The organism is Streptomyces sp. NPDC051555 (assembly GCF_044454405.1).
In the GTDB taxonomy this organism is placed as follows: Bacteria; Actinomycetota; Actinomycetes; order Streptomycetales; family Streptomycetaceae; genus Streptomyces.
In genome coordinates, this window is sequence record NZ_JBITDP010000001.1 from 77,129 (window position 1) to 92,681 (window position 15,553).

General features: G+C 72.9%; 17 protein-coding genes. 12 read left to right on the top strand and 5 right to left on the bottom strand.

Translation table 11 applies throughout. The features are described 5' to 3' along the window. The first annotated feature begins 74 nt into the window (after positions 1–74). Genes ACIBEA_RS00340 through ACIBEA_RS00350 form a run of 3 tightly spaced genes read left to right on the top strand, consistent with a single transcriptional unit; the run spans position 75 to position 2,551 of the window. Positions 75–512 carry a hypothetical protein gene (locus ACIBEA_RS00340; RefSeq protein WP_385772237.1) on the top strand — a complete coding sequence of 146 codons (438 nt, stop codon included), beginning with the start codon at positions 75–77 and terminating at the stop codon, positions 510–512. Next, positions 502–1,758, top strand: coding sequence for an MAB_1171c family putative transporter (locus ACIBEA_RS00345; RefSeq protein WP_399256298.1), 1,257 nt, complete (start codon positions 502–504; stop codon positions 1,756–1,758). The genes ACIBEA_RS00340 and ACIBEA_RS00345 overlap by 11 nt, the downstream gene beginning before the upstream one ends. 7 nt (positions 1,759–1,765) lie before the next feature. After that, complete coding sequence (locus ACIBEA_RS00350; protein WP_399256300.1) at positions 1,766–2,551, top strand: SDR family NAD(P)-dependent oxidoreductase; 786 nt, start codon at positions 1,766–1,768, stop codon at positions 2,549–2,551. Positions 2,552–2,850: 299 nt separating this feature from the next. On the opposite strand, the gene ACIBEA_RS00355 is transcribed toward ACIBEA_RS00350, so the two are convergent. Continuing rightward, the gene (locus ACIBEA_RS00355; protein WP_399256302.1) at positions 2,851–4,488 is read right to left on the bottom strand and encodes an ABC-F family ATP-binding cassette domain-containing protein; all 1,638 of its coding nucleotides are present in this window, start codon (positions 4,486–4,488) and stop codon (positions 2,851–2,853) included. Between the two features lie 110 nt (positions 4,489–4,598). Here ACIBEA_RS00355 and ACIBEA_RS00360 point away from each other — a divergent pair, with 110 nt between their 5' ends. Both ACIBEA_RS00360 and ACIBEA_RS00365 read left to right on the top strand, forming a co-directional pair. Then, positions 4,599–5,570 carry a GlxA family transcriptional regulator gene (locus tag ACIBEA_RS00360; protein ID WP_399256304.1) on the top strand — a complete coding sequence of 324 codons (972 nt, stop codon included), beginning with the start codon at positions 4,599–4,601 and terminating at the stop codon, positions 5,568–5,570. Positions 5,571–5,611: 41 nt separating this feature from the next. Then, positions 5,612–6,247 (top strand): DJ-1/PfpI family protein, encoded by a 636-nt coding sequence (locus tag ACIBEA_RS00365; RefSeq protein WP_399256306.1) that lies wholly within the window; start codon positions 5,612–5,614, stop codon positions 6,245–6,247. Here ACIBEA_RS00365 and ACIBEA_RS00370 read toward each other — a convergent pair. Continuing rightward, positions 6,237–7,061, bottom strand: coding sequence for an enoyl-CoA hydratase/isomerase family protein (locus ACIBEA_RS00370; protein ID WP_399256308.1), 825 nt, complete (start codon positions 7,059–7,061; stop codon positions 6,237–6,239). The two genes, ACIBEA_RS00365 and ACIBEA_RS00370, sit on opposite strands and share 11 nt — an antisense overlap. Before the next feature lie 83 nt (positions 7,062–7,144). On the opposite strand from ACIBEA_RS00370, the gene ACIBEA_RS00375 reads away from it, so the two are divergent. Together ACIBEA_RS00375 and ACIBEA_RS00380 are read left to right on the top strand one after the other, a co-directional pair. Continuing rightward, entirely contained in the window at positions 7,145–7,840 is a 696-nt protein-coding gene (locus tag ACIBEA_RS00375) for an HdeD family acid-resistance protein (protein ID WP_399256310.1), read from the top strand. Between the two features lie 94 nt (positions 7,841–7,934). Beyond that, on the top strand, positions 7,935–8,456 hold the full coding sequence (locus ACIBEA_RS00380) for an ATP-binding protein (protein WP_399256312.1): 522 nt from the start codon (positions 7,935–7,937) through the stop codon (positions 8,454–8,456). 54 nt (positions 8,457–8,510) lie between these two features. On the opposite strand, the gene idi is transcribed toward ACIBEA_RS00380, so the two are convergent. The 3 genes from idi to ACIBEA_RS00395 form a co-directional block, all read right to left on the bottom strand. Then, complete coding sequence (gene idi, locus ACIBEA_RS00385) at positions 8,511–9,110, bottom strand: isopentenyl-diphosphate Delta-isomerase (protein ID WP_399256314.1); 600 nt, start codon at positions 9,108–9,110, stop codon at positions 8,511–8,513. A gap of 134 nt (positions 9,111–9,244) precedes the next feature. Beyond that, complete coding sequence (locus ACIBEA_RS00390; protein ID WP_399256316.1) at positions 9,245–9,787, bottom strand: GNAT family N-acetyltransferase; 543 nt, start codon at positions 9,785–9,787, stop codon at positions 9,245–9,247. Positions 9,788–10,249: 462 nt separating this feature from the next. After that, positions 10,250–10,393 (bottom strand): hypothetical protein, encoded by a 144-nt coding sequence (locus ACIBEA_RS00395; RefSeq protein ID WP_399256318.1) that lies wholly within the window; start codon positions 10,391–10,393, stop codon positions 10,250–10,252. Positions 10,394–10,456: 63 nt separating this feature from the next. Between ACIBEA_RS00395 and ACIBEA_RS00400 the strand changes: the two genes are divergently transcribed. From ACIBEA_RS00400 to ACIBEA_RS00420, 5 genes are read left to right on the top strand one after another with little or no spacing between them, the layout of a single operon-like run. Continuing rightward, complete coding sequence (locus ACIBEA_RS00400) at positions 10,457–12,010, top strand: DUF5941 domain-containing protein (protein ID WP_399256320.1); 1,554 nt, start codon at positions 10,457–10,459, stop codon at positions 12,008–12,010. Then, positions 12,007–12,759 carry a sugar phosphate nucleotidyltransferase gene (locus tag ACIBEA_RS00405; protein ID WP_399256321.1) on the top strand — a complete coding sequence of 251 codons (753 nt, stop codon included), beginning with the start codon at positions 12,007–12,009 and terminating at the stop codon, positions 12,757–12,759. The genes ACIBEA_RS00400 and ACIBEA_RS00405 overlap by 4 nt, the downstream gene beginning before the upstream one ends. Beyond that, positions 12,747–13,808 carry an iron-containing alcohol dehydrogenase family protein gene (locus ACIBEA_RS00410; RefSeq protein ID WP_354380867.1) on the top strand — a complete coding sequence of 354 codons (1,062 nt, stop codon included), beginning with the start codon at positions 12,747–12,749 and terminating at the stop codon, positions 13,806–13,808. Before ACIBEA_RS00405 ends, ACIBEA_RS00410 begins: the two co-directional genes overlap by 13 nt. Further along, positions 13,786–14,565, top strand: coding sequence for a CDP-alcohol phosphatidyltransferase family protein (locus ACIBEA_RS00415; RefSeq protein ID WP_399256323.1), 780 nt, complete (start codon positions 13,786–13,788; stop codon positions 14,563–14,565). The genes ACIBEA_RS00410 and ACIBEA_RS00415 overlap by 23 nt, the downstream gene beginning before the upstream one ends. Positions 14,566–14,600: 35 nt before the next feature. Further along, positions 14,601–15,446 carry a glycosyltransferase family 2 protein gene (locus ACIBEA_RS00420; protein ID WP_399257868.1) on the top strand — a complete coding sequence of 282 codons (846 nt, stop codon included), beginning with the start codon at positions 14,601–14,603 and terminating at the stop codon, positions 15,444–15,446. Positions 15,447–15,553: the final 107 nt, after the last annotated feature.

Consider the following 15,553-nt stretch of genomic DNA (forward strand, 5'->3'; position numbering starts at 1 on the left):
AGGGTCCGAAGAGGGAGCACATGCCATATCGGCAACTCAGCCTGCGCAAACGCTGCGAGACGATTCTCGGTCGTTTGGACTTGCCGCACCCGTTCTCCCTCGACGCCCTGTGCGGGCGGATCGCCGAGCAGCGGGGCCGGCCCATCCGGCTGCACCCGCTCCCCAAGGAAGCCGCCGAGTCCGGTGTGTGCGGCCTGTGGGTGGGCACCACGAGCATCGACTACGTCTTCTACGAGGCCCAGACCTCCCCGCTGCACCGCGAGCACATCGTCCTGCACGAGCTGGGCCACATCCTCTTCGGCCACAACTCCCTGGAGGGCGAGGAGAGCGGCGCCCGGGCCCCCGTCATCCTCGGCCGCACCAACTACACCAACCGCCAGGAGCAGGAGGCCGAGATGCTGGCCAGCCTGATCCGCACCAGCGCGGGGCTGCCCCCGGTCGACGAGGCCGCCGGGACCCTGGCCCGCCTGGAGTCCGCCATGGGGTACCGGCGGGTGCAGCATGGCGGCTGACCCGATCGCCGCCTTCGGGGACTCCCTGGCCGTGCCCAGCGTGGTGTGCCTGTGGCTCGCGGTGCTGCTGCGCTCCCCGGCCGCCGTCCGCTCCCCGCAACAGCGCGGACTGCTGCTCGCCGTCGCCACCGCCGCCGCCGCGATGACCCTGAACCTGCCCGACGTGGTCAGCTACGCGATGCGCGATCCGCAGTACTCGCACACCGTCGGACTGGTCCGCAACCTCATCGGGGTCTTCTCGGCGGGCGCCGTCCTCTACTTCGTCGCCGCGGCCACCACCCGGGGCCGTCTGCTGCGCCGGAGCGCCGCCGTCACCACCTTCTGCCTGCTCACCGCGCTGGTCCTGCTCGACCTGGCCGCCCCCGGACACGGCACCCACACCATCCCGCCGCACGGCGATCCGGTGCCCTCCCTCGGGTACTGGCTCGTGCTCATCTCGGCGCACCTCGCCGCCAACACCGCCTGCGTGGCGCTGTGCTGGCGCTACGGCCTGCGCACCGAGAGCCGCGGACTGGCCGCCGGACTGTGGCTGTTCGGCCTCGGCACCGCGCTCGCCGGGGCGTTCTGGTTCGTCTACCTGTTGAAGCTGATCTTCGGCGCCACCGCCGCCATGCCCTGGCTGCCGCTGCTGATGAACCTGCACGGGCTGCTGCGCGCCGCCGCCCTGCTCGTGCCCGTGCTCTTCGGACTGCGCCGGAGCGTCTCGGACGTCGGCACCGCCTGGCGGCTGTGGCCGCTGTGGCGCGACCTGGTCGAGGCGGTGCCGCACGTGGCGCTGACGAAGCCGCGTGCCGGGCGCGTGGTGGAGTTCCTGTGGCCGCCGGTCCCGCGCGACCTGCTGGTCTACCGGAAGGTGATCGAGACCCGCGACGCGATCCTGATCCTGAACGAGTACGTCGTCCCGGGCGTCCCGGAGCTGGCCCGCCACCACGTGGTGGGCGCCGGGGTGCCCGCCCCGCGCCGCGGCGCGGCCGCGCTGGCCTGCGTCCTCAAGGAGGCACGCCAGGCCAAGCTCGACGGATCGGCCGGGCGGTCGGCGGACGGGGCCGAGCCGCTGTACGTCCCCTCCTCGGTGCACGGACCAACGGGCACCGTCGAGGGCAGCGACCTGGAGGACGAGAAGAGCTTCCTCGTCGAGGTCGCCCAGGCCTACGGATCCACCGCCACGCGGACCTTCGCCCCCGAGCTGCCCGAACCGCCTGAACTGCCCGAACCACCTGAACTGCCCGAAACGGCCGGAAAGTGACACGCACGTGAGCAACCGAACCACCGTTCTGATCACCGGAGCCAGCGCCGGGCTGGGGGCCGCCTTCGCCCGCGGCTTCGCCGCCAAGGGCTGCGACCTCGTCCTCGTCGCCCGGGACGAGGAACGCCTGGGCGCCCTCGCGAAGGAACTGGGCCGGGACTTCGGCGCGGCCGCCGAGGTGCTGCCCGCCGACCTGCTCGACCCGGCACAGTGCGCCGGTGTCGTCGCGCGGCTCGCGGACACCGCGCGGCCCGTGGACGTCCTGGTCAACAACGCGGGCTTCGGGCTCCCGGCGCCCTTCCCGTACAGCCCCGTCGAGGACGAGGAGCGGATGCTCGACCTGCTGGTCAAGGTCCCGCTGCGACTGACCCACGCGCTGGTCCCGGGGCTGCGGGAGCGGCGCCGCGGGGCCGTGCTGAACGTGTCCTCGGTCGCGGGCCTGCTGCCCACCGGGACCTACGGCGCGGCCAAGGCCTGGATCACCGCCTTCAGCGAATCGCTGCGGGTGGACCTGGCACCGTACGGGGTCCGGGTGCTCGCGGTGGTCCCCGGCTTCACCCGGACCGAGTTCCAGGAGCGGGCGGGCATGGACGTCAGCAAGCTGTCCGACGCGGTCTGGCTGGAGCCCGAGGCCGTGGTGGCCCAGGCCCTGCGCGACCTCGCCCGGCGCCGCCCGCTGAGCATCACCGGGCGCCGCTACAAGGCGTACGCCCTGGCCGTGCGCCACCTGCCGCGCACCGTGGTGGCCGGCCGGCTGGCCCGCAAGCGGACGGCCCCGCCCGCCGGCCACTGACCCTGGTCCTTCGGGCGGCCCCCGGCCCCGTCGAGGGCGGGTTCCGCCGGGTGGTGCGGTGGTGGGCGGCGGGGCCGGAACCTGCCTCCGGCGGCGCCTCAAACGCCGGCGGGGCTGAATGCGTCCCTTGCCCGGACGGCGTCAGCCGGTCAACCCCGGTCTCGTGGGTGGCCGACCTCAGCCTCGCCGGCGTTTGAGGCGCCGCCGGAGGCGACGTCGGCCCGCCGGCCCCGAGGCCCGGCCCGGTGCGGGTCGCCCGGCGTGGGGCCCCGGGTACCGGGCCGCCCGCGCCGCGGCCGCTACTCCTCGGTGACCCGGCCCTCGGCCACCCGCAAGCGGCGGGTGACCTGGACCGCGTCCAGCATCCGCCGGTCGTGCGTGACCAGCAGCAGGGTGCCCTCGTACGCCTCCAGCGCGGACTCCAGCTGCTCGATCGCGGGGAGGTCCAGGTGGTTCGTCGGCTCGTCCAGCACCAGCAGGTTCACCCCGCGGCCCTGGAGCAGGGCCAGCGCCGCCCGGGTCCGCTCGCCCGGGGACAGGGTGCCCGCCGGGCGCAGCACGTGGGCCGCCTTCAGGCCGAACTTCGCCAGCAGGGTACGGACTTCCGCGGGCTCGGTGTCGGGCACCGCCGCGCAGAAGGCCTCCAGCAGCGGCTCGTCGCCGAGGAACAGCCCGCGCGCCTGGTCCACTTCGCCCACCAGCACGCCCGAACCGAGCGTGGCCGAACCGGAGTCCGGCGCGAGCCGCCCGAGCAGCACCGCGAGCAGCGTGGACTTCCCGGCGCCGTTGGCCCCGGTGATCGCCACCCGGTCCGCCCAGTCCAGCTGGAGGCTGGCCGGCCCGAAGGTGAACTCCCCGCGCCGCACGCTCGCTTCGCGCAGGGTCGCGACCACCGAGCCGGAGCGCGGCGCCGCCGCGATCTCCATGCGCAGCTCCCACTCCTTGCGGGGCTCGTCGACCACGTCGAGGCGCTCGATCGCGCGCTGCGTCTGCCGCGCCTTCGACGCCTGCTTCTCGCTGGCCTCGCTGCGGAACTTCTTGCCGATCTTGTCGTTGTCGGTGGCCTTGCGCCGGGCGTTCTTGACGCCCTTGTCCATCCAGCCGCGCTGCATCTGCGCGCGCCCCTCCAGGGCCGCGCGCTTGTCGGCGTACTCGTCGAACTCCTCGCGGGCGTGCGTGCGGGCCCGCTCGCGCTCCTCCAGGTAGGCGTCGTACCCGCCACCGTAGAGGTTGATCTCCTGCTGGGCCAGGTCGAGTTCGAGGACCTTGGTGACCGTCCGGGTGAGGAACTCGCGGTCGTGGCTGATCACCACCGTGCCCGCGCGCAGCCCCTTCACGAAGGACTCCAGCCGCTCCAGGCCCTCCAGGTCGAGGTCGTTCGTCGGCTCGTCGAGCAGGAAGACGTCGTAGCGCGACAGCAGCAGCGAGGCGAGGCCCGCGCGGGCGGCCTGGCCGCCGGAGAGCGCCGTCATCGGCAGGTCGAGGCCCACGGACAGCCCGAGGTCGGCCGCGACCTCCTCGGCCCGCTCGTCCAGGTCGGCCCCGCCGAGGTCCAGCCACCGGTCCAGGGCGGTCGCGTAGGCGTCGTCCGCGCCCGCGACCCCGTCCACCAGGCCCTGCGTGGCCGCGTCCAGCTCCGTCTGCGCGGTGGCCACCCCGGTCCGACGGGCCAGGAACTCCCGGATCGACTCGCCGGGGCGGCGCTCCGGCTCCTGCGGCAGGTGGCCGACGGTGGCGGTGGGCGGGGAGAGCCGCAGCTCACCGGTCTCCGGCGTGTCCAGGCCGGCGAGCAGGCGCAGCAGCGTCGACTTCCCGGCGCCGTTGACGCCGACGAGGCCGATGACGTCACCGGGGGCGACGACCAGGTCGAGACCGGTGAAGAGCGAGCGCGCGCCGTGTCCGGCGGCGAGTTCCTTGGCGACGAGGGTTGCAGTCATGATCCGTCGATCCTATCGGCCGTGCCCGGCGCGCCCGCCCGCACGTCGATGGCAGGAAAGGTGGGGAGCCCGACATTGCGGACGCCGGTGCGGCGCACGACGATGGATCCATGCCATCCGAGCCCCGGCACAGCGTGCTCGTCCTCCTCTACGACGGCGTCCAGAGCCTGGACGTGACCGGCCCGGTCGAGGTCTTCGCGGGGGTGGGCCGCTTCCCCGGCCGCGAGGGGTACCGGATCCGCACGGTGTCCCCGGCCGGCGCACCCGTGCGGACCAGCAGCGGGCTGACCCTGCTCCCGGACGGGCCGCTGGAGGGCGCCGAGCCGGGCCCGGGCACCACCGTGCTGGTGCCCGGCGGCCGGTACCGGGGGGACTTCGAGCCCCGGCTCACCGACTGGCTGCGCGCGCACGGCACCCGGCCGGACCGGCTCGTGGCCGTCTGCACCGGCGCGCTGCTCCTCGCGGAGGCCGGGCTGCTGGACGGCAGGCGCGCCACCAGCCACTGGAACGCCTGCGCGCAGATGGCCCGGGACTACCCGCGGGTGCGGGTGGAGCCCGAGCCGATCTACGTACGGGACGGGTACGTCGCCACCTCGGCCGGTGTGACCGCGGGGATCGACCTCGCGTTGGCCCTGGTGGAGGAGGACCACGGCCGGGACATCGCCCTCGACATCGCCCGCCATCTGGTGGTCTACCTGCGCAGGCCGGGCAACCAGGCCCAGTTCAGCGCGCTGCTCGCGGCCCAGAGCGCCCAGCGCGAGCCGCTGCGCGAGGTGCAGCACTGGATCACCGGGCACCCCGGCGCGGAGTTGACCGTCGAGGCGCTCGCCGCCCGCGCCCGGCTCTCGCCGCGCCACTTCGCCCGCGCCTTCCACGCCGAGACCGGCACGACGCCCGGCCGCTACGTCGAGCGGGTCCGGGTCGAGCACGCCCGCAGGCTGCTGGAGGACACCTCCGAAGGCATCGCCCAGATCGCCCGGGCCTGCGGCTACGGCACCCCGGAAGCGTTGCGGCGCGCCTTCGTCAAGACCCTCGGCCAACCGCCCGCCGAATACCGGCGCCGCTTCGGCGCGCCCGCCTGACCTCCCACGCACTCACCCGACCCACACGCAGAGGACACCGCATGCAGATCGCCGTCCTGCTCTTCGACCGGTTCACCGCCCTCGACGCCGTCGGCCCCTTCGACACGCTCGGCCGCCTCCCCGGCGCCGAGACCGTCTTCGTCGCGGAGCGCCCCGGGCCCGTGCGCAACGACTCGGGCCAGCTCGCGCTCGTCGCCGAGCGCTCCCTCGCCGACGTGCCGGCCCCGGACATCCTGCTCGTCCCCGGCGGCCCCGGCCAGAGCGCGCAGATGGAGAACGAGGTCCTCCTGGACTGGCTGCGCACCGCCGACGCCCATACGCAGTGGACCACCTCGGTGTGCACCGGCTCGCTGCTGCTCGCCGCCGCCGGACTGCTCAGGGGCCGGCGCGCCACCAGCCACTGGCTGGCCCTGGACCAGCTCCCGTTGTACGGCGCCGAGCCCACCGGGGAGCGGGTCGTCACCGACGGCAAGTACGTGACCGCGGCCGGGGTGTCCTCCGGCATCGACATGGGCCTGACCCTGCTCGGCCGGATCGGCGGGGACCGGCTGGCCCAGTCCGTCCAGCTCCTCACCGAGTACGACCCCCAGCCGCCCTACGACGCGGGCTCGCCCGAGAAGGCCCCCGCGGACCTGGTGGCCGAGTGGCGCGAGCAGAGCCGCTTCGTCATGGAGTAGCCGCGCCCGGCGCGGCGTCCCCGCCGACCGCCCAGGTGAAGGCGGGAGTGCGGCGCTCCAGGAAGGCGGCGACCCCCTCGGCGGTGTCGCCGCTGCCGCGCGCCTGCGCCGCCCAGTGCTCGTCGCGGTCCGTGCGCCCGTTCGCGTACTCCTTCGCCGCGGCCTGGGTGAGCCGCGAACGCCCGGCCAGGATCCGGGTGAACTCGGCGACGCGCTTGTCCAGCTGACCCGCGGGCAGCAGCTCGTCCAGCAGGCCGGTCCGCAGCGCCCGGTCCGCGTCGATCAGCTCGGCGGAGAACAAGAGGTACTTGGCGGTCGCGGGACCCACCAGGGCGGCGAGGCGCCGGGTCGAGGACGCGGGGTAGACGATGCCGAGCCGGGCCGGGGTCACCCCGAAGGACGACCCCTCCTCGGCGAACCGCAGATCGCAGGCGGCGGCGAGCTGGCTGCCGCCGCCCACGCAGAACCCGCGGATCGCGGCCAGGGTGGGCTTGGGGAACGCGGCGAGCGCCTCCTCGGCCCGCACGGCCAAGGTCTGCGGATCCTCCGCGGGCCCGGTGGCGCCGGCGCCCCCGTGCGCGGGCCCCGCGGGCCGCTGCGGCGCCCGCAGCGAGGAGATGTCCGCGCCGGCACAGAAGGTGTCCCCGGCCCCGGTCAGCACGAGCGCCCGTACCGCGGGATCGGCCGCGAGGCCCTCCAGCAGCTCCGGGAGCGCGCGCCACATCGCGGCCGTCATGGCGTTGCGCTTGGCGGGGTGCGAAATGACGACCGTGGCGACCCCGTCCGCGACGGTGTGCAGTAGCTGCGCGTCCATGCGCCGGATGCTATCCCGGGCCGTCGATCCTATGATCAAGGGAGTCCGGGGGGACCGGGGGGTGCCGACGAGGAGGCACGTCCATGGCCGCAGAGCGCACACGCCGCATCGACGAGAACGGACGGGAGAAGCAGGGCAAGGAGAAGCTGAGCCGGGGCTTCGGCCTACTGGCCCTGCTCGGCGTGATCCTCGTGCTGGCCGGTCTGGTCGGCCTCATCTACACCGGGGTCGCCACGCTGACCTCGATGTTCCTCTTCGGCTGGCTGTTGCTCGTCGGCGGTCTGGTCGGTCTCCTCCAGGCGGTGCAGGCCCGCAAGAGCAACTACTTCTGGCTCGCCGTGATCGTCGCCGCCATCAACCTCGCCGCGGGCTTCGTGATCCTGCGGCGCCCCGAGGCGAGCGCCGAGGCGCTCACGATGTTCGCCGCGCTGCTCTTCCTGACCGGCGGGGTGTTCCGACTGGCGGGCGCCCTGGTCGTGCGCGGTGCGAACTTCGTCCTGACGCTGGTCCAGGGTGCCTTCGGGGTGCTGCTGGGGATCCTGGTGTTGTGGAGTTGGCCCGGCAGCAGTCAGTACGTGATCGGTACCTTCTTCTCGCTCGCCCTGCTGTTCGACGGGCTGAGTCTGGTGGCGCTGGGCATGGGCGCGCGCCGGATCCTGGGCCTGGTCAGGGACGACGACGGCGCGACGGCGGCGGCGACGGCCCCGGAGGCGGCGTCCGCGGCGCGGGAGGCGGCCGACAAGCGGTCCGTGGAAGATCAGGAACAGTCGAACAACTGACTCTGCCATGCGTCGCCGGTCAAATAGTGTCCGAATCACGCTGACTTGTGGTCAGTGGCGCGGTCCGGACCAGCCCGGTCCCCACTCTTGACGCGTGGAGACGATCGAGCGTGAAGACGGGGGCCGGGAAATGGACGTCAGCGGGAGTGTCCCGCCGGTCGAGGGGAGCGCGCCGGACGACCCGGCCGGTCCCCTCGCCTACGAAGGTGTGTGGCGGTTCACCGCGCCCTCGCTAGAAGAATCCGTTCCGCAGGCGCGCCGGGCGGTCCGCGACCTGCTCGGGCGCCAGGGCGTACCGGCCGATCAGGACCTGGTCTACGCGCTGCTGCTGATCGTCTCCGAGCTGGTCACCAACTCCGTGCGGCACGCGGCCCTGCTCTCGCCCGAGGTGGCGGTGGAGGTCGCGATCGGCCGCGAGTGGGTCCGGGTGGCGGTCGAGGACAACCACCCCTACCGGCCCAAGGCGCTGGAAGCGGACTTCGGGCAGACCAACGGGCGCGGCCTGCTGTTGGTCCGGGAGGTCACGCGGGAGGCGGGCGGGGTGTGCGACGTCGAGCACACCTCCACCGGCGGCAAGGTCATCTGGGCCGCCCTGCCGCTCACCGCCGCGGGCTGACCGGTCTGCGGTCGTCGCCCGCGGCGGCGCTGGGTGAGCGCGGCGGCTCGGGGCCTACCAGCCCGCGGCCTCGCCGGTCAGCTCGCGGATCGCCGGCCGCGCCGCGTCCAGCACGGTCATGAACCAGGCCGAGAACGGCTCCTCGGCATGGCGCTTGACCAGTTCGTCGGCCGTGACGAAGGCGGTGTCGCCGACCTCTTCCGGGTCCGGGCGAAGCCTCGCCTGTGCGAGTCCCACGAACAGGTGGTTGTACTCCTGCTCGACCAGCCCCGACGCGGGGTCGGGGTGGTTGTAGCGCACGGTCCCCGCCTCCGCGAGCAGCGAGGGCGAGACGCCCAGCTCCTCGTAGGTGCGCCGGGCGGCCGCGGCGAACGGCGACTCCCCGGGGTAGGGGTGCCCGCAACAGGTGTTCGACCAGACGCCGGGGGAGTGGTACTTGCCCAGTGCCCGCTGCTGGAGCAGCAGTCGGCCCTGCCCGTCGAAGAGGAACACGGAAAAGGCCCGGTGCAGCAGGCCGGGCGCCTGATGTGCGGCGAGCTTCTCGGCGGTGCCGACGGTATGACCGGACTCGTCGACCAGTTCGAGCATGATCGGTTCTTGAGTGCCGGTGCCGGTGGACGCGCTGTTCGCGGCGGTGGCTGGTGTGGTCGGCATACCCATCCTTCGCTTCGGACTTCGGCGTTCAGTCTGCCGCACAAAAGCGGCTTGTCCCCACTTCGGTGATCTGTGCCGGGCTGCCCTCCACCGCGTGGTATGCGGCGGAGGGCAGCCCGCAGGGGTCGGACGCCTCAGACGCCGAAGGGGGCGGGATACGTGATCGTGCCCATAGGTACAGGGACGGAATCGTCCAGCACTAGAGCCATCATGGCGTCGTCGGGTACGTCGAACGGCGCACGGATGCCGAAGCGCGACGCGGGGACGAATCCGAAGCGCGGGTAGTACGCGGGGTGCCCCAGCACCAGAACGAGCGGTTCCGCGCGCTCCCGGGCCGCCGCGAGCAGGGCGCGCACGACCGCGCTGCCCGCGCCGGAGCGCTGGAGGGCGGGAGAGGTCGCGACCGGGGCGAGCGCGAGCGCGGGCGAGCCGTCCACCGTGCAGCGGGTGAGCAGGGCGTGCGAGGCGATCGAGCCGTCGGGGGCCTCGGTGACGTAGGAGAGCCCGGGCAGCCAGGCGTCGTCGAGCCGCAGCGCGTCCACGAGGTCCGCCTCCAGAGGGGACTCGAAGGCGGCCAGGTTGACGGCGCGGACCGCGGCCACGTCGGAAGGGAGCTCAGGCCGGGCCGGCCAGGTGGAGGCGCGGGTGGAGGCGTGGGAGAAGGACTTGTCGGTCAACGTGAACCCTCGGAAAAGGGCTCCGGCCGACGCCTGGCGATCAGGCTCGGCCGGACACCCGGTGAATGGTGGGGTACCGGTGGTGGTCGCCCTGCACAGCGGCGATCCCTACGACGGTCATCAACCCCACCTCTTTTCCGTATAAGTCGGCTCTTTCGATGCCAAGAAGCGTTAAGGCGTGTGAGAAGGCGTTTTCACGGGATTCGTACACGCTAGCGATTACCCTAACATCCGGGCGGTTTGGTGAGCGTGGCACGATCGTCAATGATGATCCGAAAGGGTCCGCGCGCCCGGTAATCATCGGATTGTCGGGCTGTGATCGGGGGGTGAACCCCCGCTTCCATTCATCCGATAGCCTCTGCCGACGTGCCGCCGCCCCACGTGGCGGCCGTCCCGTGTGTACGTCGCAAGGAGTGAGTTCGTCTGCCGACCGCCATCCTCACCGGCCAGCCGGTCCCCGGCTCAGCACTCGCGGACGAGCTGAGATCGCTCGGCTTCGACGTCGAGCCCGCGACCGACCCGGCACGCGCCACCGCCGCGCTGGCCGCCGTACCCGCCGACCAGCGGGTCGCGATCGTCGACAGTGAATTCGTCGGACACCTGCACGCCCTGCGCCTGGCCCTCACCGACCCGCGCTTCGACGCCTGCGCGGTACCGGGCGCGCTCGCCGTGCAGAGCGGCGCCCGCGCCGCGCTCACCCGGGCCGCCGCGTCCGGCGACGGCGGCGACGCGGCAGCGGACCCCGCTCCTTACGCCGACCGGCTCGCCGCGTCCGTCGAGGCCGCCGGCACCCCCGTCCACCGCCCCGAGCTGGGCAGCCTCGTCGCGGCCGTCCCCGCGGCGGGCGACGAGCGCCGGGCCGCCGAGGCCGCCGTGGCCGCCGTCGACGACGAGGCCGTCCGGCTGCGCACCGCCGTGAAGTCCCGCGACGGGTTCTTCACCACCTTCTTCATCAGCCCGTACTCGCGCTACATCGCCCGCTGGTGCGCGCGCCGGGGGCTGACCCCGAACCAGGTCACCACCGCCTCGCTGATCACCGCGCTGATCGCGGCGGGCTGCGCGGCGACCGGGGACCGCTGGGGCTACGTCGCCGCGGGCGTCCTGCTCCTCGTCTCCTTCGTCCTGGACTGCACCGACGGGCAGCTCGCCCGCTACTCGCTCCAGTACTCGACGATGGGCGCCTGGCTCGACGCCACCTTCGACCGCGCGAAGGAGTACTCCTTCTACGCGGGTCTGGCGCTCGGCGCGGCCCGTAACGGGGACGACGTCTGGGCCCTGGCCCTCGGCTCGATGATCCTGATGACCTGCCGCCACGTCGTGGACTTCGCCTTCAACGAGGCCAACCACGACGCGACCGCCAATACGAGCCCCACCGCCGCGCTGTCCGACAAGCTCGACAGCGTCGGCTGGACGGTCTGGGTCCGCCGGATGATCATCCTGCCGATCGGTGAGCGCTGGGCGATGATCGCGGTCCTGACCGCCGTCACCACTCCCCGCACCGTCTTCTACGCCCTGCTCGTCGGCTGCGCCTTCGGCGCGCTCTACACCACCGCGGGCCGGGTGCTGCGCTCGCTGACCCGCAAGGTGAAGAGGACCGACCGGGCCGCCGAGGCCCTGGCCGAGCTGGCCGACTCGGGGGTGCGCGCCTGGCGCGACACCCGCCGGATCGCCCGTCGCAAGCCGACGCGCGCCTCGCTGTGGCTGGCCCTCGGCTCCTCACTGGTGATGGCCGGGGGGGCCGTCACCCAGGACTTCGGCGACCCCTGGCTGGTCACGACCGCCGTGGGCTACGTCATCTTCGCGGGCGCGGCGGTCTCCTACCCCCTCAAGGGCGCCCTCGACTGGCTCGTCCCGCCGCTCTTCCGGTTCGCCGAGTACGTGACCGTCCTCGCGCTCGCCGTGAAGTCGGACGTCCCCGGAGCCCTTCCCGCGGCATTCGGACTGGTCGCGGCGGTCGCCTACCATCACTACGACACGGTGTACCGCATCCGCGGCGGCACCGGCGCGCCCCCGCACTGGCTGGTGCGGACGACGGGCGGCCACGAGGGCCGGGTCCTGCTGATCACGGTCCTGGCCGCCGTCCTGGCGGAGCGCGCCACGGACTTCCCCGTCGCGCTCACGGCCCTGGCCGTGTTCGTGGCACTCGTGGTGCTCGTGGAGAGCATCCGGTTCTGGGTCTCCTCGGGAGCACCCGCCGTACATGACGAAGGAGAACCAGCATGATCGGCCTTGTCCTCGCGGCCGGTGCCGGACGCCGCCTGCGTCCCTACACCGACACCCTCCCCAAGGCCCTCGTGCCCGTCGGCCCCGCAGGCGACGAGGAGAGCATCACCGTCCTCGACCTGACCCTCGGCAACTTCGCCGAGGTCGGCCTCACCGAGGTCGCGATCGTCGTCGGCTACCGCAAGGAAGCCGTCTACGAGCGCCGCGAGGCCCTGGAGGCCAAGTACGGCGTCAAGATCACGCTGATCGACAACGACAAGGCCGAGGAGTGGAACAACGCCTACTCCCTGTGGTGCGCCCGTGAGGTCCTGAAGCAGGGCGTCATCCTCGCCAACGGCGACACCGTGCACCCGGTCTCCGTCGAGCGGACCCTGCTCGCCGCCCGCGGCCAGGGCCAGAAGATCATCCTCGCCCTCGACACGGTCAAGCACCTGGCCGACGAGGAGATGAAGGTCATCACCGACGGCGAGCAGGGCGTGCGCCGGATCACCAAGCTGATGGACCCCGCCACCGCGACCGGCGAGTACATCGGCGTCACCCTGATCGAGCCGGAGGCCGCCGAGGCGCTGGCCGAGGCGCTGAAGACCACCTTCGAGCGCGACCCCGACCTCTACTACGAGGACGGCTACCAGCAGCTCGTCAACGACGGTTTCACGATCGACGTGGCCCCCATCGGTGACGTCAAGTGGGTCGAGATCGACAACCACGACGACCTCGCCAAGGGCCGGACGATCGCATGCCTGTACTGACGCGGCTCATCCCCTCGCCGGTCGTCGTCGACATCAGTCGCGGCGCCATGGACGACCTGGCCGGCCTGCTGGCCGACCAGCGGATCTCCGCGTCCGGGAAGTTGGCGATCGCGATCAGCGGCGGCTCCGGGGTGGCGCTGCGCGCCAAGCTGGAGCCCGTCCTGCCGCACGCCGACTGGTACCCGGTCGTCGACGGCACGATCGATTCCGCCGTCAAGCTGTCCGACGACATAAAGGGTCGCCGCTACGACGCCGTCGTGGGCCTGGGCGGCGGCAAGATCATCGACGTGGCGAAGTACGCCGCGGCGCGGGTCGGCCTGCCCATGGTGGCCGTCGCCACGAACCTCTCGCACGACGGCATCTGCTCCCCGGTCGCCACGCTGGACAACGACAACGGCCGCGGCTCCTACGGAGTCCCCACGCCGATCGCCCTGGTCATCGACCTGGACGTGGTCCGCGACGCCCCGGTGCGGTTCGTCCGCTCCGGCATCGGCGACGCGCTGTCCAACATCTCGGCCATCGCCGACTGGGAGCTGTCGCACAAGATCACCGACGAGCCCGTCGACGGCCTGGCCGCCGCCATGGCCCGCACGGCGGGCGAAGCCGTACTGCGCCACCCCGGCACGGTCGGCGACGACGAGTTCCTCACCGTGCTCTCCGAGTCCCTGGTGCTCACCGGCATCGCCATGTCGATCAGCGGGGACACCCGCCCGGCCTCCGGCGCCTGCCACGAGATCAGCCACGCCTTCGACCTGCTGTACCCGGGACGCTCCGCGCTCCACGGCGAGCAGGTCGGCCTCGGCGCGGCCTTCGCGATGCACCTGCGCGGGGCCACCGAGCAGGCCGGGCTCTTCGCCGAGGTGCTGCGCCGCCACGCGCTGCCCGTGCTGCCCGAGGAGATCGGTTTCAGCGTGGACGAGTTCGTCGCGGCCGTGGAGTACGCACCCCAGACCCGACCGGGACGTTTCACCATCCTGGAGCACCTCAACCTGTCCGCCGCCGAGATCAGGGACGCCTACTCCGACTATGCAGAGACCATCCGTAGCTGAACTCCGGCCCGTCGTTCACCCGGCGGGCGTCAAGGACCGGGTCAGCGGCGAGCACTGGGGCGGGCGCCTCTACATGCGCGAGATCTCCCTGCGCATCACCCGCCTCCTGGTCACCACCAAGGTCACGCCGAACCAGCTGACCTACGTGATGACCCTCGCCGGTGTCCTCGCCCTCCCGGCGCTGCTGCTGCCGGGCGTCTGGGGCGCCGTCCTCGGCGTGGTCATGGTCCAGCTCTACCTGCTGCTCGACTGCGTCGACGGCGAGGTGGCCCGCTGGAAGAAGCAGTTCTCGCTCTCCGGCGTCTACCTGGACCGCGTCGGCGCCTACCTGTGCGACGCGGCCGTCCTCGTCGGCTTCGGCCTGCGCGCCGCCGACCTGTGGGGCGGCGGGCGGATCGATTGGCTGTGGGCCTTCCTCGGCACCCTGGCGGCGCTCGGCGCGATCCTGATCAAGGCCGAGACCGACCTGGTCGGCGTCGCCCGGCACCAGGCCGGCAAGCCCGTGGTCAAGGACGCGGCGGCCGAGCCGCGCTCCTCCGGCGTGGCGCTGGCCCGCAAGGCCGCCGCCGCGCTCAAGTTCCACCGGCTGGTCCTCGGCATCGAGGCGTCCCTGCTGATCCTGGCGCTGGCCGTCGTGGACCAGATCCGGGGCGACCTGTACTTCTCCCGGCTCGGCGTCGCCGTGCTGGCGGGCATCGCGATGCTCCAGACCGTGCTGCACCTGGTCTCCATCCTGGCCTCCAGCAGGCTCAAGTGACCGCGTCGCTGCGGCTGGGCGCCGTGATCATCACCATGGGCAACCGGCCCGACGAGCTGAAGGCGCTCCTCGACTCCGTGGCCCGACAGGAGGGCGACCCCGTCGAGGTGGTCGTCGTGGGCCAGGGCGTACGGGTCACCGGCCTGCCCGACGGGGTCCGCACCGTCGACCTGCCGGAGAACCTGGGCATCCCCGGCGGCCGCAACGTCGGCATCGAGGCCTTCGGCCCCGGCGGCCGCGACGTGGACGCCCTGCTCTTCCTCGACGACGACGGGCTGCTGGAGCGCACCGACACCGCGCAGCTGTGCCGCCGGGCCTTCGCCGAGGACCCGGAACTGGGGATCGTCAGCTTCCGGATCGCCGATCCGGAGAGCGGCGAGACCCAGCGCCGGCACGTGCCCCGGCTGCGCGCTTCCGACCCGATGCGCTCCTCCCGCGTGACCACCTTCCTCGGCGGCGCCAACGCCGTACGGACGAAGGTGTTCGAGCAGGTCGGAGCGCTGCCCGCGGAGTTCTTCTACGCGCACGAGGAGACCGACCTGGCCTGGCGCGCGCTCGACGCGGGCTGGCTGATCGACTACCGCGCCGACATGGTGCTCCTGCACCCGAAGACGGCCCCCTCCCGGCACGCGGTCTACCACCGGATGGTGGCCCGCAACCGGGTGTGGCTGGCCCGGCGCAACCTGCCCGCCCCGCTCGTTCCCGTGTACGTCGGCGTCTGGCTGCTGCTGACGCTGGCCCGCCGCCCCTCCGCGAGCGCCCTCAAGGCGTGGTTCGGCGGGTTCAAGGAGGGCTGGGTCACCCCGTGCGGTCCCCGCCGCCCCATGAAGTGGCGGACCGTATGGCGGCTGACCAGGCTCGGTCGGCCCCCCGTCATCTGACGGCGCCGACCAACCCGTCATCCGACGACAACGCCGGGTCTGGGAGCATGGGTGCCTATCCCTGGCACTCGGCGCCCCGGCCCGACGCCCCCTGCCGCATCTTGAAG